The 26,061-nt window shown below is 69.7% G+C and carries 19 protein-coding genes; 8 read left to right on the forward strand and 11 right to left on the reverse strand.

Features of this window, described 5'->3' with window-relative positions; genetic code table 11:
* Positions 1-284: 284 nt before the first annotated feature.
* Positions 285-1,040 (forward strand): IclR family transcriptional regulator, encoded by a 756-nt coding sequence (locus tag PV396_RS39195; protein WP_319213067.1) that lies wholly within the window; start codon positions 285-287, stop codon positions 1,038-1,040.
* 51 nt (positions 1,041-1,091) lie between these two features.
* Here the strand turns inward: PV396_RS39195 and PV396_RS39200 are convergent, their stop codons facing one another.
* From PV396_RS39200 to PV396_RS39220, 5 genes are all read right to left on the reverse strand, one after another.
* Positions 1,092-1,874 carry a DUF899 domain-containing protein gene (locus PV396_RS39200; RefSeq protein ID WP_319213069.1) on the reverse strand — a complete coding sequence of 261 codons (783 nt, stop codon included), beginning with the start codon at positions 1,872-1,874 and terminating at the stop codon, positions 1,092-1,094.
* 110 nt (positions 1,875-1,984) lie between these two features.
* A complete protein-coding gene (locus PV396_RS39205; RefSeq protein ID WP_319213071.1) occupies positions 1,985-3,016 on the reverse strand; it encodes a LacI family DNA-binding transcriptional regulator in 1,032 nt (343 codons plus the stop codon).
* Positions 3,017-3,091: 75 nt separating this feature from the next.
* On the reverse strand, positions 3,092-3,928 hold the full coding sequence (locus PV396_RS39210; protein WP_319213073.1) for an ATP-binding cassette domain-containing protein: 837 nt from the start codon (positions 3,926-3,928) through the stop codon (positions 3,092-3,094).
* Positions 3,925-4,920 (reverse strand): ABC transporter permease, encoded by a 996-nt coding sequence (locus PV396_RS39215; protein ID WP_319213075.1) that lies wholly within the window; start codon positions 4,918-4,920, stop codon positions 3,925-3,927. The genes PV396_RS39210 and PV396_RS39215 overlap by 4 nt, the downstream gene beginning before the upstream one ends.
* A 193-nt stretch (positions 4,921-5,113) precedes the next feature.
* Positions 5,114-6,130 (reverse strand): sugar ABC transporter substrate-binding protein, encoded by a 1,017-nt coding sequence (locus PV396_RS39220; RefSeq protein ID WP_319213077.1) that lies wholly within the window; start codon positions 6,128-6,130, stop codon positions 5,114-5,116.
* Between the two features lie 198 nt (positions 6,131-6,328).
* Here PV396_RS39220 and PV396_RS39225 point away from each other — a divergent pair, with 198 nt between their 5' ends.
* The 3 genes from PV396_RS39225 (at position 6,329) to PV396_RS39235 (ending at position 10,428) form a co-directional block, all read left to right on the forward strand.
* The gene (locus tag PV396_RS39225) at positions 6,329-7,294 is read left to right on the forward strand and encodes a carbohydrate kinase (protein ID WP_319213079.1); all 966 of its coding nucleotides are present in this window, start codon (positions 6,329-6,331) and stop codon (positions 7,292-7,294) included.
* 217 nt (positions 7,295-7,511) lie between these two features.
* Complete coding sequence (locus tag PV396_RS39230) at positions 7,512-10,040, forward strand: GH32 C-terminal domain-containing protein (RefSeq protein ID WP_319213081.1); 2,529 nt, start codon at positions 7,512-7,514, stop codon at positions 10,038-10,040.
* A gap of 94 nt (positions 10,041-10,134) precedes the next feature.
* Positions 10,135-10,428 (forward strand): putative quinol monooxygenase, encoded by a 294-nt coding sequence (locus tag PV396_RS39235; RefSeq protein ID WP_319213083.1) that lies wholly within the window; start codon positions 10,135-10,137, stop codon positions 10,426-10,428.
* A gap of 99 nt (positions 10,429-10,527) precedes the next feature.
* Here the strand turns inward: PV396_RS39235 and PV396_RS39240 are convergent, their stop codons facing one another.
* Positions 10,528-11,556 carry a hypothetical protein gene (locus PV396_RS39240; RefSeq protein ID WP_319213085.1) on the reverse strand — a complete coding sequence of 343 codons (1,029 nt, stop codon included), beginning with the start codon at positions 11,554-11,556 and terminating at the stop codon, positions 10,528-10,530.
* 119 nt (positions 11,557-11,675) lie between these two features.
* Between PV396_RS39240 and PV396_RS39245 the strand changes: the two genes are divergently transcribed.
* Entirely contained in the window at positions 11,676-12,212 is a 537-nt protein-coding gene (locus PV396_RS39245) for a phosphoribosyltransferase family protein (protein ID WP_319213087.1), read from the forward strand.
* Between the two features lie 117 nt (positions 12,213-12,329).
* On the opposite strand, the gene PV396_RS39250 is transcribed toward PV396_RS39245, so the two are convergent.
* From PV396_RS39250 to PV396_RS39270, 5 genes are all read right to left on the reverse strand, one after another.
* Positions 12,330-14,798 (reverse strand): CBM35 domain-containing protein, encoded by a 2,469-nt coding sequence (locus PV396_RS39250; RefSeq protein WP_319213088.1) that lies wholly within the window; start codon positions 14,796-14,798, stop codon positions 12,330-12,332.
* 106 nt (positions 14,799-14,904) lie between these two features.
* Positions 14,905-15,777 (reverse strand): carbohydrate ABC transporter permease, encoded by an 873-nt coding sequence (locus PV396_RS39255; RefSeq protein WP_416071562.1) that lies wholly within the window; start codon positions 15,775-15,777, stop codon positions 14,905-14,907.
* Complete coding sequence (locus PV396_RS39260) at positions 15,774-16,703, reverse strand: sugar ABC transporter permease (RefSeq protein WP_319213090.1); 930 nt, start codon at positions 16,701-16,703, stop codon at positions 15,774-15,776. The genes PV396_RS39255 and PV396_RS39260 overlap by 4 nt, the downstream gene beginning before the upstream one ends.
* 120 nt (positions 16,704-16,823) lie before the next feature.
* Entirely contained in the window at positions 16,824-18,158 is a 1,335-nt protein-coding gene (locus PV396_RS39265) for an ABC transporter substrate-binding protein (protein ID WP_319213092.1), read from the reverse strand.
* 359 nt (positions 18,159-18,517) lie between these two features.
* Entirely contained in the window at positions 18,518-19,564 is a 1,047-nt protein-coding gene (locus PV396_RS39270) for a LacI family DNA-binding transcriptional regulator (protein ID WP_319213094.1), read from the reverse strand.
* Positions 19,565-19,669: 105 nt separating this feature from the next.
* Between PV396_RS39270 and PV396_RS39275 the strand changes: the two genes are divergently transcribed.
* The 3 genes from PV396_RS39275 to PV396_RS39290 all read left to right on the forward strand — a co-directional run bounded on the left by PV396_RS39275 (position 19,670) and on the right by PV396_RS39290 (position 25,926).
* Positions 19,670-21,844, forward strand: a complete 2,175-nt coding sequence (locus PV396_RS39275; protein ID WP_319213096.1) for a glycoside hydrolase family 36 protein — start codon at positions 19,670-19,672, stop codon at positions 21,842-21,844.
* Positions 21,845-22,066: 222 nt separating this feature from the next.
* Positions 22,067-23,440: a deoxyribodipyrimidine photo-lyase gene (locus PV396_RS39280; RefSeq protein ID WP_319213154.1), complete on the forward strand. Its 1,374-nt coding sequence runs from the start codon at positions 22,067-22,069 to the stop codon at positions 23,438-23,440.
* A 698-nt stretch (positions 23,441-24,138) separates the two neighbouring features.
* A complete protein-coding gene (locus PV396_RS39290; RefSeq protein ID WP_319213098.1) occupies positions 24,139-25,926 on the forward strand; it encodes a serine/threonine-protein kinase in 1,788 nt (595 codons plus the stop codon).
* The last annotated feature ends 135 nt before the right edge of the window (positions 25,927-26,061 follow it).

Genomic DNA, 26,061 nt, shown 5'->3' on the forward strand with positions numbered 1-26,061 from the left:
ATCTTCTCCACGTGTCGCGCACACTCTCACGCTGGGCGACAACGTATCGACAACGTTCTGAGCCACATTCGGACCTCAGTGTGTGGGGGAGAGAGGCGCCCACGCACGGCGGCGCTCCGCACACGGGGGACGTGGCGCGGCGAGCCGGGGAGTCGTGCGACACGGGTGGTCCGGCCGCGGGGACCCGAGCCGTCCGGGCTGCGGCCGCACTGCGGGCGGTGGTTGGGGAGAGGAACTTGAAGGAACCACGGGGAGCGACAGCGACAAGGACGGCACCGTCACCGGTGGGGCAGTTGGACCGGCTGACCGTGCCGGAACAGGTGGCGGTGCGACCGCCGGTCGTGCGGGACGTCGGCGGACGGAGCGTACTGGAGGGCGCCTTCGCGCTGCTGGAGGCGTTGGAGCGGGCCGGTGAGGCGGGACTGACCAGGCTCGCGGCGGAGTGCGGGCTGCCCAAGACGACCGCGTACCGGCTGCTGGAGCAACTGGTCGACCTGGGCGCCGTCGAGCGGAGTCGTACGGGTTATCGAGTGGGCTCGCGGATGTTCCGGCTCGGGCAGGCGTGGCAGCCGTATCCCGGGCTGAGATCCGCGGCCCGGGGGCCGGCCCGCCGGCTGGCACGCGCCACGGGCACCTCGGTCGGGGTCAACGTCCTGCGGGAGGGACGGACCCTGGTTCTCGACTGGACGGCATGCGAGACCGACGACGCGCTCGACCCGCAGCCCGACGGCACGGTCTGGCCGTGGTTCACCGCGGCGGGCAAGGTCCTGGTGGCCGGGGCGCACCCGCGTCTCCCGCTGGGGGAGTTGCCCTCGTCCTGGCGACGGGAGTGCGCGGCGATCCACGACCGGGGCGTCGCCTTCGACCGGGAGGAAGTGGTGCCCGGCGTGTGCTGTGTGGCGGTGCCCCTGTACGGGCCGGGTGGCGTACTCATCGCGTCGTTGAGTGTCGTGACCGATCCCGCGCACAGCCTGGACCGGCTCGTCGACGTGGTCCAGCAGACGGGGAGGACGATCAGCGCACGGCTGCGCGGCAGATGACCCCCCGTCCGACGAACAGAAAGCCGCACACCCCGTCGGGGCGGACGCCCGTCAGTGGTGGTGGCCCTGCCGGCCGAGGGTCTGTACGGGGGTCGCGCCGGGCCGTGTCCACTGCGGTACCGGGCGGCTGGTCGGACCCCAGTCGGCGTTCCCGTCCGCGTCCGAGCGCCAGTACCAGCAAGGGCTGTGCCCCTCGGGCCGGCCCGCCGGATTGTCCTCCCACGCCTCGCCGCGGCCGTAGGGCGTCATGTCGAGCAGGGCGAGGGAACCGTTGACCGGCTCGTTGCCACGGCCGGTCGTGGAGTAGGTGAGGAACACGCGGTCGCCGTCGCGCAGGAAGGAGGCGAGGTAACCCATCTCGCCGCCGATCGGCGCGTCCGTGTCGCGTACCGAGTACCAGGGCTGGGTGTAGCCCATGAAATCGACATAGGAGGCCACCTCGTCCCAGGGGCCCGTGGTGAGCACGGCGAACGAGACGCCGCGGGCGTTGAGATAGACGGAGTCCTTGAGATGCCAGGCCGTGGTGGTGCAGCCCTCGCACTGCCCCTGGTGCGGCGCGCCGTCGTACCACATGTGCTGGTAGACGACGAGTTCGTCCCGTCCCTGGAACAGGTCCAGGAACGGGACGGGGCCGTCCGGTCCGACGACCTCGGCCAACCCGTCGACTTCCACCATGGGCAGTCGGCGGCGGGCCGCCGCGATGGCGTCGCCCTCACGCGTGTGGGCCTTCTCGCGGAGCAGCAGCTCGTCCCTGGCAACCTGCCAGGTGGCCAGGTCGACGACGGGCGGAAGGCCGGCCGGTGCTGCGGTCGGGTCACTGGGCGTGGTCGTCATGGTGTCCTCCGTGGAGTCCTGTGCCGGGCGCCCTCGTACGACGCCGTGTCACGGTCACCACAAGAGACTCGCGAGCCCGCCGGAACTCATCGCCCGGGGAGGAATTCCTTTCACGCCTCCTGGAGTGCGGGAACACGCAGTTCGCCCGACCCCCGGGTGATCAGACGGGTGGGGACGGTGATGGTCCGGGCTCGGGAGCGGTCCCCGTCCAGGCGGGCCAGCGCCGTCGTCGCCGCCGTTCTGCCGAGTTCCTCCGCGTCCTGGGCCACGACGGTCAGGGCCGGCTCGAGCGCCTCGGCGAGCGCGATGTCGTCGAAGGCGACGACGGCGACGTCCTTGCGCCTGCCGCGGGCCAGTTCGGCGACTATGCCCAGCGCCATGATGTTGTTGCCGGCGAACAGGGCGGTCGGCGGATCGGCCAGCTCGAGGAGCCGGGCGGTCGCGGCCTCGGCGCCGTGTTGGTCGTGGGCGTTGGTGACGAGCGAGCGGTCGTAGGGGATGTCGGCCTCCTGCAGCGCCGAGCGGTAACCGGCCAGCCGTTCCCGGCGGGTGTACAGCTTCGGGGGCAGGTCACCGACGAATCCGATACGCCGGTGCCCGTGGGCGACGAGATGGGCGACCCCGCCGTGGGCCCCGGCCCGGTTGGAGCTGACGATGCTGTCCGTGGCGAGACCGACCCCGGGTCGGTCGAGGAAGACCACGGGCAGTCCCGCCGTACGGTGGGACTTGAGGTGGGAGTGGTCGGCGCCGACGGACGGGACGACGAGCAGGATGCTGACCCGGCGGGCCAGGAACTTGTCCGTCAGGGCGCGTTCACGCTCGGGGGTGTCCGCGGAGGAGCCCATGAGGAGGGTGAGTCCGCGGTCGCGGACGGTGTCCTCGATGGCGCGGGCCACGGCCCCGAAGAAGGGGTTGGCGAGGTCGGGGATGACCAGGCCGATGGTGGTGTCGGGGCCGCCGACGCGGATGTTGCGGGCCATCAGGTTCGGCTGGAAGCCGAGCTTGGCCACCGCGGCGAGTACCTGTTCCCTGGTCTGCGCGGAGGCGGGTCCGTCCTCGTTGAGGACTCGGGAGACCGTCTTGGCGCTGACGCCGACTTCGCGGGCGACGTCGGCAAGGGTGGGGCGGCGGTTCGCTGCCATGGAGGAAACCGTCTCCTGAGGGCTCTCGGTTCCGGCCGCGGCCTCGGCCGGAGTTGCGAGAGCGGGGTTGAGCTGTCAGGTGGCCTGGACTCCGGCGGCCTTCGCGGCCTCCGAATCCGCTACGACAGTATCTCCGGCCTCGTCGATGCTGAGCGCACCGGTCATGATGGCCACGACCTCGGCCATCGAGTAGTCGGAGGGCTTGATCACGGCGGCGCGCCGGCCGAGCCGGTGGACATGGATGCGGTCCGCGATCTCGAACACATGGGGCATGTTGTGGCTGATCAGGACGACCGGCATGCCCTTGTCGCGGACCCGGCGGATGAGGTCGAGGACCTGGCCGGACTCCTTGACGCCGAGAGCGGCGGTGGGTTCGTCCATGACGACGACGCTGCTCGCCCAGGCGACGGAACGGGCGACCGCCACGGCCTGCCGCTGTCCGCCGGAGAGCGTCTCCACGGACTGCGTCAGCGACCGCAGGCCGATCTTCAGGTCGGCCATGTGCTCGGCGGCCTCCTGGCGCATGCGCTTCTTGTCGAGCATGCGGAAGACGCTGCCGAGTACGCCGGAGCGGCGCAGTTCGCGTCCGAGGAACATGTTTGAGGCAATGTCCATGGACGCGGCGACGGCGAGGTCCTGATAGACCGTCTCGATGCCGTGGGCGCGGGCGCTCTGCGGGCCGGAGAAGGTGATGGGCTCACCGTTGAGCAGTATCTCGCCCGCGTCGGGGGTCACCGCGCCGGTGAGGGCCTTGATGAGGCTGGTCTTGCCGGCGCCGTTGTCGCCGATGACGGCGAGCACCTCACCGGGCAGCAGGTCGAAGTCGGCGCCGTCGATGGCGGTGACCTGGCCGTACCGCTTGACCAGACCGCGGGCCTGCAGCACGGGCGTGGGGGAGGAGGTGGCGGTCATCGGGCCTTCTTCCGGGAGATCTGGTCGACGGTCACCGCGAGGATCACCAGGACGCCGGTGATCAGGGTCTGGTAGATGGAGGCGACGCCCATCAGCTGGAGGCCGTTGCGGAACACACCGACGATGAGGACGCCGATGAAGGTGCCCAGCACCGAGCCCCGGCCGCCGAAGAGGCTGGTGCCGCCGAGGACCACCGCGGTGATGCTGTCGAGGTTGTCGGTCTGCCCGGCCTGCGGATCGCCCACCCCGGTACGGGAGATGAGCAGCAGCGCGGCGATGCCGTACAGCAGACCGGCCACGGTGTAGATGCCGATGGTGAGGCGGGAGGTGCGGATGCCGTTCAGCCGGGCGGCCTCGGCGCTGTTGCCCAGGGCGTAGACGTGCCGGCCCCACCCGGTGCTGCTCAGCGCGTAGGCGAGGAGGAGGAACAGCCCGATGGTGACCAGGGAGCCGTAGGTGATGTCCGTGTGTCCCAGCGGGAAGGTCTCCCCGAGTGCGGTCAGCGAGCCGGGCAGGTTGGTGACCGTCTGCTCCTCGGAGTAGATGTGGGTCAGCGCGAACGCCACGTTGAGCATGCCGAGGGTCACGATGAACGGCGGCAGCGGGATCTTCTGCACCAACAGCCCGTTGAGCAGCCCGAAGCCGCCGCAGACCCCCAGGCCCAGCGCGATCGCGACCAGCGGCGGGACGGAGCCCTCGGCCGCCATCTTGGCGATCACGATGCTGCCGAACGCCATCACCGCCCCGCACGACAGGTCGATGCCCGCCGTGAGGATGATCAGGGTCTGGCCGATGGCGAGGGTGCCCACGACCATGACCTGCTGCACGATCAGCGAGAAGTTCCCGCCGGTCAGGAACTGGTCGGTCGAGAAGGAGAAGAAGGCGCAGGCCAGGAGGAGGGCGGCCAGGGGCCCGGTGGTCGGCGCCGTGAGCAGTCTGCGAACCGTCGTCGGTGCTTTGAGCTCCGAGTACGGCGTGGTCGTGGCTGTCATGCGAAGTCCTTGTCGGAAGACAGATGTCCGTGTCGGCGGACGGGTGAACGAGGCGGTTCTGGCGAAGTCGGGTGGCGCGACAGCGCCCCCGGCAGGGGCGCGGGGCTGTGTCGATATGCGGCTCCGCCGCGCGGGCGCGACCAGCCCCACCGGGCCCGCAGCAGAACACCGCGCCCCCAGCGGAGCGCCCCGCTCAGCCCCAGCAGTTCTCCAGGCCGTACCCGGTGTCCTTCGACGTGACGCCGTCCTGCGCCTTGTCGCTGATCAGCGTGACGCCGGTGTCGGTGTAACCGGACGCCTTCTTGCCGTCCTTGGCGAACGTGACGACGGCCTTGACGCCCTCGGCGGCCATCTTCAGCGGGTACTGCTGCGACGTCGCGGCGATCTTGCCGTCCTTGACCGCCTGGGTGCCGGTGCAGCCACCGTCGACGGACACGATCAGCACGTCCTTCTCTCGGCCCTTGGCCTTCAGCGCGGTGTACGCGCCCAGCGCCGCCGGCTCGTTGATGGTGTAGACCACGTTGATGTCAGGCGACTTCTGGAGGCAGTTCTCCATCGCGGTCTGGCCCTTGGCCTGGTCGCCACCTGTGTCCTGGGCACACACGACGTCCTTGTCCGTGGCGCCGAAGCCCTTCAGGAAACCGTCGTGGCGCTGGACGCCCACGGAGACGCCCGGCGCGAGATCCAGGGCGGCGATCTTCGCCGTCTTGCCCTTCATCGCGGCCTTGGCGTACTCGCCGATCAGCTCACCGGCCTTGAGGTTGTCGGTGGCGAAAAGGGCGTCGACCGCGCTCTCCGGCTCGGTCGGCGTGTCCAGCGCGATGACCAGAACACCCTTCGCGCGGGCCTTCTCGATCGCCGGCACGATCGCCTTGGAGTCGCTCGGGGTGATCAGGATGCCCTTCACACCGGCGGCGACCATGTTCTCGATGGCGGTGACCTGACCGGCGTTGTCCCCGTCGAACTTGCCCGCTGCGGTGGACAGTTGGGCGCCGCTCTCCTTGGCGGCCTTCTCCGCGCCCTCCTTCATCTTCACGAAGAACGGGTTGGTGTCCGTCTTGGTGATCAGACCGACCTTGACCTCACCCGAACCGGAGCTCGACGACCCCGAACCGGAGCCGGATCCGCAGGCCGTCAGGGTGAGCGCCGCGACGCCCGTGACCGCGGCGGCTCTGAGGAGGGAGGAGGACAGGCGAGTGGTGCGAGACATGATCGACTCCTGTGGGATGGCGGGCGGCACGGGGTTGGGATCAGAGAGTGCCGCCGGAGGTGTCATCGTTGACTTATGTCATCGTTGACACCGCCTGGCCAGGATGATGGACTCCGGATCCCGGCAACGTCAATGCCTTCCACCCGTCACAAATCGGCAACGCCCGCAGTCGTCGCCCTTTCCGAGGGAGAGCAGCCCATGAGCCCGCGCCAGATCACCGTTCTGGGAGAGTGCGTCGCGGACGCCTTCACCGAACCGACGGCAGACGCCTCGAACGAACTCGCCCTGCGGGTGCTGCCGGGCGGCGGACCCGCCAACACGGCGGTGGCCCTGGCCCGGCTCGGTACGCCGGCCCGCTTCCTAGCACGCCTGTCCGGCGACGTGTTCGGCCGCCTGTTCCGGTCCCACCTGGAGGCGTCCGGCGTCGACCTGTCGTACGCGGTCGCCGCCGCCGAGCCCAGCACGCTGGCCGTGGCCGAACTCGATGCCACCGGGCAGGCCACGTTCTCGTTCCACGCGCAGAACACGGCCGACTGGCAGTGGACTTCGGCGGAACTGGCGCGAGCGGAGCTGTCCGAAACGGTGTGCGTGCACACCGGATCGCTCGCACTGGTCCGTGAACCCGGCGGAGCAGCGGTGGAGGAGTTCCTGCGGACGGCGGCGGAACGGGCCACCATCAGCATCGACCCCAACGTCCGGCCACTGCTGGTGCGCCCCGAGGCCTACCGTGCCCGACTGGCGCACTGGTGCGCCCTCGCCGACATCCTGCGGCTGAGCGAGGACGACCTGGAACTTCTGCTGCCGGGCACCCCGCCCGAGCGGGCGTGCGACCTCTGGCATGCCGCGGGGGTACGGCTCGTCGTGATCACGCTCGGCGCCGGCGGCGCACTGGCTTCACTCGACGGCGAACGGGTGCGGGTGCCCGCGGTGTCCACGCGGGTCGTCGACACGGTCGGCGCGGGGGACTCCTTCACCGCCGGTCTCCTGCACCACCTCGGCACCCTCGGCCTCCTCGGTGGCCGACTGGCCGAACTCGGCATCGGGGAGGTCGAGGAAGCCTGCCGGTTCGGCACCCAGGTCGCCGCGCTGACCTGCTCGGTCGCCGGCCCGAATCCGCCGTGGAGCGACCAGTTGGCGCAGCTGACGGCCGTCGACGGGGTCTGACACCCTGTCACGGTCACGCAGGCAATCCCGCCAGGACCATTGACGCACCGGCCGGATTCCGCCCATCATCGTGGCCTCTCGATGTCATCGATGACACAAGTCAACGTTGACACCTGGCGTGCGCTCCGGACGGTGACGTCCGCCAGGGCGCACTCCTCGGCCGCTCCACGCACGGGCCGCAGGCTCCGCCCAGTGGACGCACCAGACAGGAGGCACCTTGAGCTCTGGACATGTACTACGGCATGCCCGCGTACGAGTGCTCACGGCGGTGGCCGCCGTCTGCGCCCTGTCGTGCACCCCGCTCACACCACACGCCACGGCCGCCGAAGCCCCGCCGTACTCCGAGACCAACCGGCCCCAGTTCCACTTCACCCCGCAGAAGAACTGGATGAACGACCCCAACGGTCTCCTGTACTACGCGGGCGAGTACCACCTCTTCTACCAGTACAACCCGAACGGCAACTCCTGGGGCGACATGTCCTGGGGGCACGCGGTGAGCAGCGATCTCGTCCACTGGCAGGAGTTGCCGCTCGCCCTCTCGCACGACGACAAGGAGATGGTGTTCTCCGGCAGCGCCGTCATCGACCGGGACAACTCCACCGGGTTCGGCACCACGACGAACCCGGCCATGGTGGCGGTCTACACCAGCTTGCGCAAGGACACGGGCGTCCAGGCCCAGTCACTCGCGTACAGCACCGACCGCGGGCGCACCTGGACCAAGTACCAGGGCAATCCTGTCATCGACATCGGTTCCAAGGACTTCCGCGATCCCAAGGTCCAGTGGTACGCGCCCACGAAGAGCTGGCTGATGACGGTGTCGATGTCCGCCGAGCACAAGGTGCGGTTCTACACGTCCAAGAACCTCAAGGACTGGCAGCTGCAGAGCGAGTTCGGGCCGGCCGGTGCGACGGGCGGCGTGTGGGAGTGCCCGGATCTGTTCCCCCTCGCCGTCGACGGGGACCAGAACAACATCAAGTGGGTCCTGGTCGTCAACATCAACCCCGGTGGCATCGCCGGCGGTTCGGCAGCCCAGTACTTCATCGGCGACTTCGACGGCACGAGGTTCACCGCCGAGGACAACGGCACCTACACGCCGCCTGCCGGGATCGTCGTGCAGGACTTCGAGGGCACCGGCTTCGGTTCGTGGACGACCACGGGCACCGCGTTCGGCCCGGGACCGGCGGCCGGGACGCTCGACGGGCAGCAGACCGTCGCCGGTTTCGACGGCAAGGGCCTCGCCAACAGCTTCCACTCCGGGGACGCCACCACCGGCACCCTCACCTCGCCCGCGTTCACCGTCGCCAGTCCCTACCTGAACTTCAAGATCGGCGGTGGCCGGCATCCGCACCGGCCCGGGAAAATCCTCGCCGACTTCGAGGGCGGCACCTACGGCGGCTGGACGACGACCGGCGACGCCTTCGGCGCGGCACCGGCCACCGGCACCCTCCCCGGCCAGCAGCAGGTCTCCGGCTTCCAGGGCAGCGGCCTGGTCAACACCTTCCTGAACGGCGACGCCACCACCGGCACCCTCACCTCGCCCGAGTTCACCCTCGACAAGCGATACGTCAACTTCCTCATCGGCGGCGGCAACCACCCCGTCGGCTCCGCCAATTCCACAGCCCTCGAACTCCTCGTCGACGGTCAGGTCGTCCGCAGTGCCACCGGGAAGGACGCCGAGGCGCTTGAGACGGCCTCCTGGGATGTCGGCGACCTCACCGGCAAGAAGGCGCAGATCAGGGTGGTCGACGCCAACACGGGCAGCTGGGGCCACATCAACGCCGACCAGATCGTGTTGTCCGACCTCCAGGCCCAGTCCGGCTCCCAGGAGACCTCCGTCAATCTCATCGTCGACGGTCAGGTCGTCCGCAGCGCGACCGGTTCCGACAGCGAGATGCTGGACTGGGCCTCCTTCGACATGCGCCCCTACGCCGGCAAGCAGGCGCGGATCCAGCTCGTCGACATGAACACCGGCGGCTGGGGCCATGTCCTGGCCGACCGGTTCACCACCGCCGACACGGCCGCGAAGTCCGTCGTGCAGCGCGCCGACTGGGCCGACTACGGCAAGGACTACTACGCCGCGGTGTCCTGGGAGGACGCGCCCGACGGCAAGCGTTACATGATCGGCTGGATGAACAACTGGGACTACGGCGGCGCCGTACCCACCTCTCCCTGGCGCGGAGCGCAGAGCATCCCCCGGGAGATGGGGCTGCGGACGATCGACGGTCGGATCCGGCTGACCAGCCGCCCCGTGAACAACGTGGCCTCCCTCTGGCAGAAAAACCCGGTGTCGGAGACAGGCAGCACCGTCAGTAACACCACCCGAGCTCTGATCGGCCCCGCGGCCGAGGGCAAGGCACTCGACATCGAGGCGACCTTCTCCCTCCAGGACGCCGACCGCTTCGGCCTGAAGGTGCGTACCGGGGCGAACGGCGAGGGGACCGTCATCGGCTACGACGCCACGACCGGGGAACTGTACGTCGACCGGACCCGGTCCGGCGCCGTGGACTTCAACAGCACCTTCCCCGGCGTCCAGACCGCCCCGCTCAAGGCGGCGAACGGCAGGATCAAGCTGCGCGTACTCGTCGACTGGTCGTCCGTCGAGGTCTTCGGCGGCAGCGGCGAAGCCGTGATCACCGACCAGATCTTCCCGGACCCCGCCGCCCAGGGGGTGCAGGTCTTCGCCGAGAACGGCTCGGTGAGGCTGGACAGGGCCGTCGTCCGGCACGTCGGCTCCGCCCACGGGTGATGCGGCGCCGGAACCGACAACCAAACCGACGACCAAACCCACGACCAAATCCGACACCCACATCCAATGCCCCCGCTGACAAGGACACACGACCATGAGGAAAACCCTGCTCGCCGAGTTCACCGCCCGTGAGGGAGCGCGGGACGAGGTCGCCCGCATGATCGGCGAATACGCCCTGAAGGTACGCGAGGAGGAAGGCAACATCGCCTTCGACGTCTACACCAGGGCAAGCGCCCCGCGCGCATTCTGGATCTTCGAGGTGTACCGCGACGAGGACGCCTTCCAGGCCCACCTGAAAGCCCCGTACGGGGGCCCCTTCAACGCCGCTCTCACTCCGCTGATCGAAGAGGACGCCTCCGTGCTGACGTTCCTCGATCCACTGGCGTGACGCGGTCGCTCATGCGACCCGCGGCCTCGAACGCGCCCCGGGCGGGCGGCCCCTGGGCCCGGCCGCCCGAGGACGGCTCAGAGGCGGTGCCGCCCACATTCAGGAGATGTGTGACAGCCCTTGCGGTACCTCGCCGGGGCCGCTGTCGGCGCAGTCACCGGTGCCGAGCGCGTTGGCGATGCCGTAGGCGGTCTTCAGGATGGCGTTCAGGTCGTCGATGGCCTTGTTCGTCGTGGTGATCGCGGTGGTGACGTGGGCCTCGGCCGTGGCAATGGCCGCGCTCGCTCCGGGCAGCGTCGGCTGCCCGTCGGCGGTGAGAGCCGCCTGAGCGTCCTTCAAGACGGTGATCTGCGAACGCAGTCCGTCGATGGCCTCCTGCTCCTGTTCGACGTCGTAGGCGGCCGAGCTCGTGACGTCGTAACCGACGACACTTTCCGCGTCGTAGCCGACGACGCTCTCCACGTTGTAGCAGTCCTCACCGTTGCCGCCCTTGGCGTCCTTGCGCAACTGGGCGAGGTCCTTCTCGGCTGTCGTGAGGTCGCCGCGCACCGCCTTGGCGTTGTCGAAGGCACTGTTGGAGTCTTGGAGGGAGGTGAGCGCGTCCTCGGCGGTGCTCTGGTTCGCTGCCCGCGCGCCGGCCTGGGCGCTCGCCTGTACTGTCTGCTGGTCCTGCTGCTGCGCGGCCTGTGCGGCCTGCGCATCTTCAGCCCAGCCGCTTTGCAGAAGGGCGCTGCACACGCTCTGCCCGTATATCTGGGCGTTGGTGTCACGGACAACGACGACGACGTCGCTCTTCCGCATGGCGCACACCTCGGGCACGAGTTCCTGTACGGCGACGGCCTGCGTCGTCCAGAAGTCACCGCCCCGGGACAGAGCCGAGGACAGGCTGTGGCACTCGTCCGCCGGATCGGCTGTCCCGCTGCTGCGTACCTCGGCGCGGGCGGCGTGTCCGTACAGGTAGATCGTGCAGTCGCCCCCTGCCGCTGAGCCCGCTGTGCTGCTCGTGGTGGAAGGCGGCGAGGAGAGCGAGCGGGCGACGGGCGCACCAGCAGAAGTGTGTGACGACCCGCAGGCGGCGAGCAACGCTCCGGAACCGAGCATGACCACAGCGGCGACGGGGGTTCTCATCGAGCGTTCTCCTAGCGAAGTCCCTGTGAACCAGGTGTGTTGAAGCTGTACTCTCCCAAATCCTCAGGGGCGTCGTTAATGGTTTGCTGCGTTGTTCGGCGATCGGAAGACTTCCGCCCATGCCTTCGACTGCGCGTGACCTGACACTTGAACATTTTCGGTGGATCGGCGGCCACGCGGATGTGTGGGCGATCTTTCGGGATGCCAAGGCCCTGGCCGCGGTGGTCGCCGCGCTGGTTGAACCGTTCCGGGAAAAGAAGATCACCGCGGTCTGTGGGATCGAGTCGCGGGGATTCCTTCTGGGCGGTGCCGCGGCCGTCGAGCTCGGCGTCGGATTCGTTCCCGTCCGCAAGGGCGAGGGGCTCTTCCCAGGCGACAAGGTCGTGCGTCAGTCGTCTGCCGACTACCGACGCCTTCGTCACACGCTGCGACTTCAGCGATCCTCGCTGGGGCCGGAAGACCGTGTTCTGCTGGTTGACGACTGGATTGAGACCGGAAGCCAGGCTGCGGCCGTCAGGAACATGGTCGAGGAGTGCGGGTCCACCTGGGTGGGATGCAGCGTCATCGTTGATCAGCTCACCGGTGCGGCGAAAGACGCCTTCGGCACCGTTCGAGGGCTGTTGTCCGCGCAAGAACTCCCACCGTGCGAGTCATGAGTCAGCTTTCCAACGTCGAACCGATCTCCCCGTACCGCGCCCGGGGCCCGAAGCATGGAGCCGGGTCGCGTCTCCCCAAAGACGTGACCCGGCCCGTTCATGACGGCAGTTCGCCGACTAGCCGATGACCCGGCCCAGTTCGATCCGGTCGATGTTCGGGGCCCACGCGCTCGCGTTGCCGAACGTCACCTTGTTGGGGCCCGCCTCAAGGTCGACGGGGACGCCCAGCGTCCAGTAGTCGTCCCAGCCCCAGGTGTTCTTGAAGGTGACCTTCCGGGGAGCGGCCGCCCCGACTGTCAGGTCCGCCGTACGGGACATGATGTCGGTGTTGTACGAGTGGCCGTTGTCGCGGCGTTCGTTGTGCGCGTAGCTGATGACCAGCATGTAGCGGCCCGACTTGGGTGCGTTCACCGTGAACTCGGCCGTGCTGGCGGCGCTGTTGCCGAGCCAGCCGATGTAGGAACCGGCGGAGGCGTAGACCGAGTCGACCAGCTTGGCTCCACCTGCCAGGGTGGCCGCGGCGCCCTCGTAGGACAGCGTGCCGGCGGTCGAGCCGTTGCCCGAGACGTCGAGGGAGCGGACGGCGGCGGCCTTGGCCGTCAGCGCGACGCGGTTGTTGCCCGCGACCAGGTACAGCCGCAGAGCCTTGCCGGGCACCGCCGTCACCTTCTGGCCGTGCAACTCCAGTCGCACGGGCGACGAGGAGCGCGGAACCACCGAGTAGTAGCCGTCGCTCGGTGCGTAGACGTCGAAGGTCGCCTTGTCCCCCGTACGCAGGACCAGTGCCCCCGTGCCGACGCCGGCCGACGAGGAGTAGTCGAAGGACGGCCGGCCGCTGATGTCCGCGAGCGTGGCCTCGTACGAAGCCGAGGGCACGGGCGAGGTGCGGGCGGTCAGGTCGATACGGTCGAGGGTGACCTCCGTGTTGCCCTTGGCCAGCGTCAGCACGTGCTTGCCGGCCGGGAGGTCGACGGTGACGTCCTTCTTGGCGCGGTAGGTCCAGTTCTCGGTGGAGGGATAGGAGATGGTGACCGGGGTCGAACCGTCGACGCTGAGCTTCTGCGTGGCCGGCACACCGGACTGGTTGCCGTAGAGGATCGCCAGGTCGTAGGTGCCGGCCCTGGGCACGTCCACCGTGAAGTCGACCTTGCTGGTGGGCTGGTTGAGGGAGCCGACGTCCTTCGTCCCCGAGGCCGCGTAACCGTTGGCGTTGCTGACCGTGCCCTGCGTGTAGACCTGGCCGTCGGTGATGGCCGCGTCCTCGGCCTCGTACGACGCCGACCAGGGGACGGACACGGCGGCCGGGGTGCCGGAGCCGCCGGGGGTGAGGACGATCCGGTACGCGGACATCTTGTGCAGGCCGCGCAGCGGGACGGTCACCGTGCCGTCGGCCGCCACCTTCACCTTCGTACGGGCGAGGACGCGCGGCGTCGCGTGCTGCCCCTCGTAGCCGGACCAGGCGGCCTCGGCGACGGTCGCGGTGACCGTACGCCCGAAGGCGGACCGGGAGACGTTCTGTACGACGACGTCGGCGTCACCGGCCGAGCCGCCGAGCAGGACCTGCGCCTGGCGGCGCTTCCTGTCGTAGGAGGCCAGACCCTGGAGGGTGTCGATGGTGTTGGCCTGCGGCGGGGTCACCTGGACCGTGTCGCCGGTCAGTCCCGCGTACCAACGGAAGTACCACCAACCGCCGTTGGGGATGTTGCTGCGTACGACATTGCCGTCGAGGTTGCCGGCCGCGTCCCAGTAGGCCTGGTTGGCGTACACCTTGTTCCGCTCGAACATCGCGACCCACTGGGCGAGTTGGCCCGGGACGGACAGGTCGCGGCGGTTGGCGTACTCATCGATGTTGATCTTCAGGGGTGCTATGCCGAGTTGACGTTCGATCGAGCGGTAGTTGTCGTAGTTCCCCTGGAAGTTCTTCAGCGAGCTGGAGTCCAACTCGTGCCAGGTCATGACCTGGGGCAGGACGTTCTCCCGCTTGGCGAAGGCCAGGAAGTCGGTCAGCAGGCGGGTGTGGTAGCCGGACTCGTTGGGGCCGGCGATCCTGGCGTCCGGGTCGATCGCGCGGATGCGGTGGTACACCGTCTTCCAGTCCTTGAAGAACCGGTCGCGGTTGACCTCGTACTGGGCCTGGTTCGATGTGCCGAGGTTGTACCAGATCTGGTCGGGCTCGTTGAAGGGGATGTAGACGAACCGCTCGCTGTTCGGGTCGGACGACACCTCCTTGACGATCTTGTCGACCTTGGGGAGGTAGTCGTCGATGCCGAGGTCCTCGTACGGCCACTTCGCGTAGATGTCCTGCATCATCACGTTGATCTCGCCGCCGCCGTTGCGGAAGAACGACTTGGACACCGTGAGGGCGTCGCCGTTGGGGTGCTGGGCGCCGCCCTCCGGCTTCTGCGAGATGCTGGTGATCTTCAGGGGGGCCAGCATGGCGTCACTGGGCACGCCGTCGTCGCTGAGCCCGTACAGGGTGCCGTTGGCGCCGAGCGTCACCGGGCCCTCGGACGCGGCGAGATCGACGGTGAGGCGCTGCGGACCGGCGGCTGCCGCGGGACCCGCGGCCGGGAGGGTGCCTGCCATGGCGGCTGCTCCAAGTACGGCTGTGGCAAGGACGGTCGCGGTACGGGATTTGGTGCCGGCTCGCGTAGTAGTGGGGGTACGGGTGCTCACGCTGAGGGACCTCCGGTCATTTGACGGCTCCACTGGTGATTCCGGACACGATCTTTCGCTGGGCCACCAGGAAGATGGCGACCATGGGCAGGCTCATCACCACGACGTACGCGAAGACGAGATGCCAGTTGTTGAGGTAGAGCTGGGCGCTGGCGACCTTGTAGAGGTTGAGCGGCAGGGTCGCCTTGTCTCCGCCGCCGAGGACGAAGAACGCGTAGAAGATGTCGCTCCAGGCGTAGAGCATCACCATGATCGTCGCGGTGGCGATGACCGGCCTGAGCAGCGGAAGGATGATCTGCCGGAAGATCCGCAGCGGCGAAGCGCCGTCCATCCGCGCGGCTTCCTCCAGCTCCACCGGGATGGCCCGGATGAAGCCGGTCATGAAGAAGATCGACGTGGACAGGTACATCCCGGTGTAGACGGCGATCATCCCGGGCCGGGTGCCCGCGAGCCCGAGCTGCCGCAGCTCCATGACGATGGTGATGACTGCGGGCGGCAGCAGCAGTCCGCTGATGCAGATCGCGTACGCCGCCGAGACCAGCTTCGACTTGCGGCGCGCGAACACCCAGGCCGCTCCCGCCCCCAGGATGAGGACGAGAGCGACCGAAGGCACCACGACCAGGAGGGAGTTGAGGAAGCCGTGCAGCATCTCGCCCTGGCTGACGGCGCCCTCGTAGTTGCTGGCGGGCTGCCAGTGCCGCGGCAGGTCCAGGTTCGGGGTGATCGCCTCGGCCTGCGGCTTGGCCGAGGTGACGGCGACCAGCCACAGCGGTACGCCGACGAACAGCCCGGCCAATAGGAGGACGAGCGCCGGACGGCCGTAGCGCCAGGCGGGGTTGACGGCGGACGCGCGATGCACAGCGGGTGCGCGGTTCACGGCGGTGCTCACAGCAACTGCTCCCTTCGGCGCAGTCCGATGACGAGGGGGATCGCGACGGCGACCACGACCAGGAAGAGGACGAGGCTCATCGCGGAGGCCTGGGCGTACAGGCCCTGACCGAAGATGCGGAACATGTAGATGTTGAAGACCTCCGTGGAGCCCGCGGGCCCGCCGCCCGTCGTGGCCTGCACGATGTCGAAGGTGTTCATCGAGCCGATCAGCGCCGTGGTGACGTTGAAGGTGAGAGCGGGCGCCAGCATCGGCCAGCGCACCGACCAGAAGGTCCGCCAGGGACCCGCGCCGTCGCACTTCGCGGCCTCCAGCATCTCGCCGGGGATGCCCTTGAGGCCGGCCAGATAGATCAGCATGGACAGGCCCATCCACTTCCAGCCGTGGATGACGGTGACCAGGACCAGCGTCCAGGTCGTCGAGCCGAGCCACGGAATGTCCGTGCCGAGCAGGCCGTTGACCGCGCCGTCCTGGTTGAACAGGGACTGGAAGACATAGCCGGTGGCGAGCGCGGAGATGAGCACGGGCAGGAAGAAGACCGCGCGGAAGAACCGGTTGAACCGGGTGTCCGCCTCCAGCAGCAGGGCCAGCCCCAGCCCGAAGCCGTTCTGGAACACCGCCGCCAGCAGGGCGTACAGCAGGGTCGTACGGATCGCCCGCAGCAGTGAACCGTCGTCGGCGATGGTGCTGAAGTTGTCGAGGCCGGTGAAGGCGATGTCCGGGTGGTACGAGGACCAGTTGGTGAACGGGTAGTAGAAGTTGAGCAGGTTCGGCACCAGGAAGAACGCCGCGAAGAAGACGATCGCGGGGAGGGCGAACCACCAGGGGTGATGGACGGCGGCGCGGGGCAGCCGTCCCACCTTTCCCGCCCGGCCCTTGGCAGGCGCCGGTTTCTGCGTGCGCGTACGTATGGCCGTGTCCGCCATCGGGGAAATCCTTGCCAGTCGGGTCGGTCGATCCAGAAGCCGGGTGCGGAGGCCGGTACAGAGACCGGTACGAGGCCTGTAAGGGGGCCGGGTCTGCAAGCCGCTCTGGAAGTCGTCGTCCTAGAAGCCGGGTGCGCCCTGGGCCTTCGCCACCTGTGAGAACTGGTCCTCGATCGCCTGCGCCACCTGCTGCGGACTCTTCTTGCCGTAGAGCATGTCGGCGAGGTACAGGTGCGTGTCGGGCGCGACGATCGCCTTCGCCTGGAAGACGCCGATGGCCGTGGGCAGCGCCTTGACCTGTGCCATCGACGCCTCGGGAAGGCCGGCGGGGGTGGGCACGGACGGCTCGACGGAGGGGATCTTCATCGTCTTGATGTAGTCGGCGTAGTCCGGGCCGAGCCAGAAGGCCAGGAACTGCCGGGCGGCGTTCTGCCGCTTCTCGTCACCGGTCTTGAAGGCGACGACGCCGTTGGTCTGGTCGGGGGAGTACATGCCGGTCGCGGAGGAGTTGGCGATGGGGAACCAGCCGATCTTCTTGTCGATCTCGGCCGTGGAGTACTTGGCCTGCAACTGGCTCTGGAACGAGGTGACGTTGAGGACCATGCCCGACTCGCCCTTCCACAGGGAGTCGGCCTGGCCGGTGAAGGTGCCGGTCTTGTAGTTCTTCTGCGCGAGCCCGGCGTCGAGCAGCTTCTCCTTGTACTTCTTGATGGCGCCGACCACGACCGGGTCGGTCCACTTCACCTTGTTCTGGTTGAGGTCGGCCCACCACTGCTTGTCGAGGTCGGTGAGCTGGACCTGCATCTGCCACTGGAGCGGCCACTTGTCGCCGCCTGCCTCGTAGAAGCCGGCCGCGTCGGTCTTGTCGGTGACGGTCTTGCCGAGGGCCAGCAGCTGGTCGTACGACTTGGGGAAGTCGGCCTCGTTCAATCCGGCCTTCTTGAAGACGTCCTTGCTGTAGTAGACGCCGAGCATGGCGGGGCTGGTGACGATCGCCGCGTACCGCTTGCCGTCGATGACGCCGAGCGACTTCTCGGTGTCGCCCAGCTTGGACACCCACTCCTCCCCGTCGAGGGTGAGGAGGTTCTGCTTCGGCTGGATGAAGGGCAGCGTGGAGATGGACGGCTGCCAGAACATCAGGTCCGGCTTGTCGCCCGAGGCGAGCTTGGTCGGCACGTTCTGCTCGTACAGGTCGGGGATCGCCTGTGTCTCGACCTTGGCTCCGGTGGCCTTCTCGAAGGCGTCGATGACCTGCTTGGGCGCGTTGAGGGTGTTCTGCGCGGTCCACATGGTCAGCTTCACGCCGTCCAGGCGGGCGGTCGGGTCGACCTTCGTCTGCTTGGCCCCCGAGTCGGAGGAGGAATCGGAGCCGCCGGCGGTCGGGTCACTGCAGGCGGTGACGGACAGGGCGGCGGCGCATATGAACGCCAGCGCGGGGAGGACTCTTCTCGTCATGACGTGCCTTTCGCGAACGGGCTCAGACAGGCGGCGGATCGTGAAGTGGTCGGGCTGAGGGGCGCGGGTGGCCGGCTCGGGCGGAGCAGAGAGGAGGAGGCGGAGTAGATGAGGGAGGGGTGACGTGGGGGAGTTGATGGGGGAGTGGCGAGGCGGGTGGGCTGGAGCTGACGGGCAGTGGCGAGGTGAGTGGGTCGGAGTGGGCGGGCAGTGGAGAGGCGGGTGGGGCGGAGCTGACGGGGGGAGCGGCGAACGGGCGGAGCAAGCTGGGGAGCGGAGCCCAGGGGAGCGGGGCAGGGGGTGGATGCAGAGCAGGCGGTGGACGGACGGCGCGCGGCTCAGATCGAGCGGACGCGGCTTCAGCCGCGTCCGGGCGGCGGCCCCGAGCTCTCCCGCACCACCAGTTCCGGTACGGAGACGGGGTGCGGGGCGATCTGCGCCGACTCCTCCAGGACGCCGTGCAGCAGGGCGAACGCGGACCGTCCGAGGCCGGTGAAGTCCAGGCGTACGGTCGTCAGCGACGGGGTGAGATACGCGGAGTGCGGGGCGTCGTCGAATCCGGCGACGCTCACCTCGCCCGGGACCGCGCGCCCCGCCTCGTGGAGGGCGCGGATCACGCCGAGGGCGAGGTCGTCGTTTCCGCACAGGATCGCGGTGACGCCGGTGTCCTTCGCGAGCTTCAGGCCCGCCGTATGACCGCCCGCCGGGCCCCAACTCCCCTGTAGGGGACGGGTTTCCGGCGCTCCAGCCTCCCGGAGAGCCTGCCGCCAGCCGGTCGTTCGGGCGCTGGTACGGCGGGTGCTGGACGGGATGGCGACGTAGTGCACGGTCTCGTGGCCGAGGGAGAGCAGATGCCGGGTCGCCTCGTAGGCGGCCTCGCGGTCGTCGGCCCACACCCACGGGCGGTCGCCGCCGGGCGGGGTCGCGGGGGTCTCGACCACACCGACGACGGGGAGTTCGGCGGGAACGGCGCCCAGGGCCCGTACACCGGCCGGATCGTATGCGATCACGATCAGTCCGCCGCCCGCGTCCGCCGCCCGTCGTACCTGGGCGTCGATGGCGGCCTCGTCGGCCACGTCGGTCGATTCGAGCACCCCGACACCGACGGTGTACGCGGCGGCGCGGGCGGCCTCCTCGATGCCCTGGAGGATCGAGGCGTAGCCGTAGTGGGTGGTGTTGGAGGTGAGCACGGTCACGGCACGGGTGCGTCCGCTGGCGAGGGCGAGCGCGGTGGAGTTGCGCCGGAACCCCAGTTCGTCGATGGCGGCGAGCACCCTGTCGCGGGTCGACGGCTTGACGCTGGGGTGGTTGTTGATCACCCGGGAGACGGTCTGGTAGGAGACTCCGGCCGCGGTGGCGACATCCCGGATGCTCACTGAGCGTCTTGTGTGACCGGTCACATTCATGCCAGGATTGTGACCGGTCACATGAGGGCCGTCAAGAGACCGTAACCATCAATTCACGCGGCAGAAGCAGACCGTCGGCCCAGGCGGCATCGGGAGGGGAAGACGTTGACCGGTACGTCCGATTCGGCGGGCACGGCCCCCCACACCACCACTGACCAGCACTTTCTCTGGGGTCATCGCGCCCTGGAGGCCGAGTTCGCCACCGGTGCCGACGGCGCCCTGCGGTTGCTACGCCTGTCCCGCCCCGACCCCGAAACCCTCCCCATCGGGGAAGCGGACGCAGACGCCCCGGGGCCCGGATGCGGCCCGGACGCCCCCCTCCACCTTGTCGAACTGACCGCGCTCGGTCACGGCAGCGGCTGGTCGGGCCCCCGCTTCACCGGTACGGCCCTCGGCGCCCGACTGCGGCACCGGGGACACAGCAGCCGGGAAGCCGACGGCTGGACATACCTGACCGTCGAACTCCATGACCCCGTCAGCGCGTTGACCGCCTTCGTCGAGCTGTCCTCGCCCGTCGGACTGCCCGTGCTGCGCTCGCGCGTCCGCCTGCGCAACGAGGGGGAGGAACCTCTCGTGCTCCAGTCAGTCAGCAGTCTGGTGCTGGGCGCCCTCCCTTCTCCGGACCGTCTCGACGTCCACCGCGCCCGCAACGACTGGCTGGCGGAGTGCCGTTGGCACACCGAACCGCTGCGCGACACCGTCGCCGACATCCACGTGGACGTCCACCAGCACGACAGCCGGGCGGCCCTCACCCTGACCGGACGTGGCAGTTGGTCCACCGACGGGCACCTTCCGATGGGCGTCCTCACCGAACGAGGCGGCGACCGGGCCTGGCTGTGGCAGATCGAGTCCCCGGCCGCCTGGCGCTGGGACCTGGGCGAGCGCGACCACGGCACGTATCTGGCGCTGAACGGACCCACGGACGCGGAACACCAGTGGCGGGTCCGACTGGCGCCCGGCGCCGAGTTCACCACCGTGCCGGGCGTCCTGGCCCTGGGTTCCGACCTGGACGACACCTTCGCCGCCCTGACCTCGTACCGCCGTGCCGTGCGCCGCCCGCACCCGGACCACACCACCCTGCCGGTCGTCTTCAACGACTACATGAACACCCTGATGGGCGATCCGACGACGGAGAAACTGCTGCCGCTGATCGACGCGGCCGCCGAGGCCGGCGCCGAGTACTTCTGCGTCGACTCCGGCTGGTACGACGACAGCACCGAGGGCTGGTGGGACAGCGTCGGCGAGTGGCTGCCCTCACCGCGCCGCTTCCCCGACGGCGGAATCCAGGCGGTCCTGAACCGGATCAGGGAACGCGGCATGGTGCCCGGCCTGTGGCTGGAACCGGAGGTCGTGGGCGTACGCAGCCCGGTCGCGGCCGAACTTCCCCCGGAGGCATTCTTCCAGCGGGACGGCGTACGCATCGCCGAACAGGGCCGCCACCAGCTGGATCTGCGGCACCCGGCCGCCCGGGCGCACCTCGACAAGACGGTGGACCGCATCGTCGGCGACTGGGGCGTCGGCTATCTCAAGCTGGACTACAACATCGTGGTCGACCCGGGAACCACCGCTCCCGGGGACATCGCACCGGGCGCCGGCCTCCTCGGCCACGCCCAGGCGTACCTGGACTGGCTCTCCGAGGTGCTGGACCGGCACCCCGGGCTCGTGATCGAGAACTGCGCCTCGGGCGGGATGCGGATGGACGGGGCCACGCTGGCCGTCACCCAGCTCCAGTCCACCAGCGACCAGCAGGACCCGCTGAACTGCCCCCCGATCGCCGCCGCCGCGCCGACGGCGGTCCCGCCCGAGCAGGGCGCCGTCTGGGCCTACCCGCAGCCCGCGTTCGACGACGACCTGATCACCTTCACCCTGGGCGGCGCCCTGCTGGGCCGGATCCATCTGTCGGGCCATCTGGACCGGATGTCGGAGCACCAGCTCGGACTCGTCCAGAACGCGGTGGCCGTGTACAAGACACTCCGCGGCGATCTCGCGGAGGCCGTGCCCTTCTGGCCGCCAGGTCTGCCGGGATGGACGGACGAGTGGCTGGCCCTGGGCATGCGAGCGCTGGACGGCCGTACCTCCTACCTCTCGGTCTGGCGACGTGGCGGCGAGTCCGAACTCAACCTCCCGATACGGCACTTGGCGGGCCGGGAGGTCCGTACGGAGATCCTGCACCCCTCGGCTCCGACAGCCGGCTCGGCGGTCTGGGACGGGGAGGGGCTGCGGGTGTCGCTGCCGCGCACACCGGCTGTTCTGCTGATCAGGCTCACTGAGGAGGCGTAGGGAGGGCGAGGAAGGGGGAGGGTGCGACCCGGGGGCCCCGCAAGGCAGAGAGCGGTGACGTCGCGGAGGCGACCTCATGACTGTCACCGCCTATGTGGTGATTTGCGCAATTTTCTGGGAACGCGGCATGCTCGGGGCGCATCCACAGCGGGCCCGCGCCTGTAAGTGATCATCGGCGGGCACCGCCCGTCAGTTCCTCTCCATGCTCCTGGAGTGCGCACCATGAACGTCTCCGTCGTCCTGTTCACCTCCGACCTGCGACTGCACGACCATCCGCCGCTGCGGGCCGCCCTGGACGGCGGACGCCCCGTCGTCCCGCTGTTCGTGCGGGACCCGGCGGTGGACGGTGCCGGGTTCGCCGTACCGAACCGGCTGGCCTTCCTCGCCGACTGTCTGCGCGACCTCGACACCGGGCTGCGAGAGCGGGGCGGCCGGCTCGTCGTGCGCCACGGCGACCTCGTCCGCGAGGTGTGCCGGGTCGCCGCCGAGGCCGAGGCCGACGAGGTGCACATGGCGGCCGACGTCAGCCGGCACGCGCGCCGACGGGAGGACAGGCTGCGCCGCGCCCTGGAGGCGGACGGCGTACGACTGCACGTGCACGACACGGTGACCGTCGCCGTCGCCCCCGGGGCGGTGGTGCCGGCCGGCTCGGACCACTTCGCCGTGTTCACGCCGTACTTCCGGCAGTGGTCGCGGCAGCCGCTGCGGGATCCGCTCGGGGCGCCCCGGGAGGTGCGGGTTCCGGACGGTGTCGGCTCCGAGCCCCTGCCCGCACGGAGCGGCATGCCGGGCCTCTCGGCGGGCCTCGCGGCGGGCGGTGAGGCCGAGGGCCGCGCACGGGTCGCCGCGTGGCTGCGCGACGGGGTGGCATCGTACGAGGACCGCCATGACGACCTCGCGGGCGACGCGACCTCCCGGCTCTCCACGCATCTCCACTTCGGCACGCTGTCCTCCGTCGAACTCGTCCAGCGGGCCCGCCGTGCGGGCGGACCGGGCGCCGACGCCTTCGTACGGCAGCTCGCCTGGCGCGACTTCAACCGCCAGGTCCTCGCGGCCCGCCCGGCCGTCGCCGCCTCCGACTACCGCACCCGGCACGACAGTTGGCGCTCAGGAGCACAGGCGCGGAAGGACGTCGAGGCGTGGAAGGAGGGCCGCACCGGCTACCCGATCATCGACGCGGCGATGCGTCAGCTGCGGCACGAGGGCTGGATGCACAACCGGGGACGTCTGCTGACCGCGAGCTTCCTCACCAAGACGCTGTACATCGACTGGCGAATCGGCGCCCGGCACTTCCTGGACCTCCTGGTGGACGGCGACATCGCCAACAACCAACTCAACTGGCAGTGGACGGCGGGCACCGGAACCGACACCCGGCCCAACCGGGTCCTCAACCCCGTCACCCAGTCCAAGCGATACGACCCCGACGGCACGTATGTACGCCGCTGGGTGCCCGAACTGCGGTCGCTGACAGGGCCGTCGGTCCACGAGCCCTGGAAACTGCGAGGCCTGGACCGCGCCACCATCGACTACCCGGATCCCGTCGTCGACCTGCCCGACGGCCTCGCCCGCTTCAAACGGGCGCGTGGCCTCGACTGAGCCCCCGCCCCGACGCCGCCTCACCGCCGTACAGCGCCCCCAGGGTCACCAGGGCGTCCTCCAATGACGTGGGCCTGGGCATCCCGGCATCCGACCGGCCGAGCCGGCCGGGGCCGCCCAGCATCACCAAGGGGTTGCGGCGCGCACCCTTCACCCCCCCCACCGGGCGCCGGCGACCCGCCGGGCCAGCGGCAGGGCGGCCGTGGAGCGGGCCTGCGCCACAGGACGACGGCCGCCGGTCCGAGCCGGTCGACCACCGAGGTCAGCGCCTCGGCGGGGACGGCGGCCCCGAACCTCCGGCTGGGCAGGCCCAGTTCGCTCAGCCCGGCATGGAGCGCTTCCAAACGCCAGGGTGCGCTGCTCCCCGGGCATACAGGCCAGCACGACGGGCCCGGGCGCCGCCACGCTGCCAGAATCGGCCGCCGCCGGGCGGACACGGCGGCGCAGGGTGGTGGAGACGTGCCCGGACAGCAGATGCTCCACCTCGACGTAACGGTCCCCGGATGAGGCCCACTTGCCGCCCACGGCGTGCAGCGTGGGCACCATCACCTCGTGCCAGGCGGCCACAAGGCCGTGCGTGTGGACCGCTGCCGCCAACTGCCGCTCCACAGCGGGCGCATCACAAGGGGATGCGTTTCGCCGACCGCCCGGACGGGGTGGGGCGAGCGGTGTCGGTGGCTCCGTTTAGGCTCCCGTCCATGAGTGAGGCAGACAGAGGCACCGGACACCGGGTCGTCGACGGGCGCTTCGAGTTGGAGGCCCGTCTCGGTGGAGGCGGCATGGGGACCGTCTGGCGGGCCAGGGACCTGGTGCTGCACCGGCTGGTGGCCGTCAAGGAGGTCCGCCCGCCCGACCGGGATCTCGCCGAGTACGACCCCGAGGGCGCGCGGATGCTGCGCGAGCGCGTGCTGCGCGAGGCCAGGGCCCTGGCCCGGATCGACCACCCGAACGTCGTCACCGTCCACCACATCGTCGACGGCGGTGAGGGCACCTACCCGTGGATCGTGATGGAGCTGGTCAGCGGCGGCTCGCTGGCCGACCGGCTGGCCGGCGCGCCGATGACACCGTCCGAGGCGGCGCGGACCGGCCGGGGTGTGCTGGCCGCGCTGATCGCGGCGCACGCCGCGGGCATCCAGCACCGGGACGTCAAGCCCGCCAACGTGCTCCTGCGGCCCGACGGGCGACCGGTGCTGACCGACTTCGGCATCGCCGCGATCCGCGAGGCGACCAGCCTCACCGCCACAGGCTCCATCATCGGCACCCCCGACTTCATGGCACCCGAGCGCATCTCGGGGCACGAGGGCGGAGCGGCCTCCGACCTGTGGTCGCTGGCGATGATGCTGTACGCCGCCGTGGAGGGCCACCACCCGCTGCGCCGAGGCACCACCCTGGCCACCCTCGCCGCGGTCCTCCACGACGACGTGCCGCCGCCGGTGCGGTCCGGAGCCCTCGGCGAGGTGCTGATGAGCGTGCTCGTACGGGACCCGTCGGCGCGGCTCTCCGCGGAGGTGCTGGACCGGCGGCTCGCCGAGATCGAGTCGGCCCCGCCCGGCACGACGACCTGGCGGGACGAACCCACCTCCTACCCGCTGAACCCTCCGTCCCCGTCCACCGCACCGCCGGCTTCATGGCCCCCGGCCGCTCCCGCCACGCCGGACACTCCCGTCGGGGCCGGCGCTCCCGGCTTGCCCAGCACTGCCGTTCCGGCCGGGTTCGGCCCGCCCCCAGTCCTCCCGGGGCCGGTACACATCACGCCCCAGCCGGTGACCGCACCCGTACCGGGGGCACGGCGGGGCGGACCTGGTCCGAAGATCCTCTGGGGCGTCCCGGGAATCACGCTCGCCGCCGTCCTGCTGTGGTGGCTGCTGCCGCTCGGCGGCGACTCGGGCGACGGAAACGCGGGCCCCTCGACGTCCACCACCCCCTCCACCACCCCCTCCACCACCTCCTCCGCCAACCTCTCCCCGCAGCCGAGCACGTCCCAGTCCACGCCGTCCACACCCGCCCCTGCGGCCCAGAAGTCCGACGACGCCCGAACCGACACGCTGCTCACCCCGGCCGGCATCCGCACGGTCATCGACGCGTTCAAGAAGGACACCGGCCGCGACAGGTTCGGCGACTTCACCGTGTACGAGGACTACGCGATCGCCGATGTGATGCTCAACGGCAGCGACACCAAGTTCGACTCCTACACCTACCGCCCGGGGAAGGGCGTGGAGAGGGGCATCATCAGCAATTCCCTGTCGGGCGGCAACCAGCCCTTCCGCCTCGACGGCTTCAACTGGGACCGGGTTCCGGCGCTCCTAGAGGAGGCGGACAAGAAGCTCAACGTCGCCGACCCGAAATACCGCTATCTGATGGTGAGGCAGCCCAACACACTCAGCGACGAACCGCTCGGGATGGCGCTCTACCTGACGGACGACTACGGAGCCGGCTTCCTGGAGGCGGACCCCCAGGGCAAAGTGACCGACGTGTCGCCCGCCTAGGACTGATTCCCCGTCGAGGTACGGCGTGGAAGAGCATCCCCGCGCTCTCGGGGCTGATCCCCTCCCGCAGGCCACTGTGCACGGCCTCGGCCGCACCGAACGCGCGGGGGCTGACCGCGCCCGCACCCGAGAACC

This window comes from Streptomyces sp. ME02-8801-2C (assembly GCF_033793965.1).
Lineage (GTDB): Bacteria > Actinomycetota > Actinomycetes > Streptomycetales > Streptomycetaceae > Streptomyces.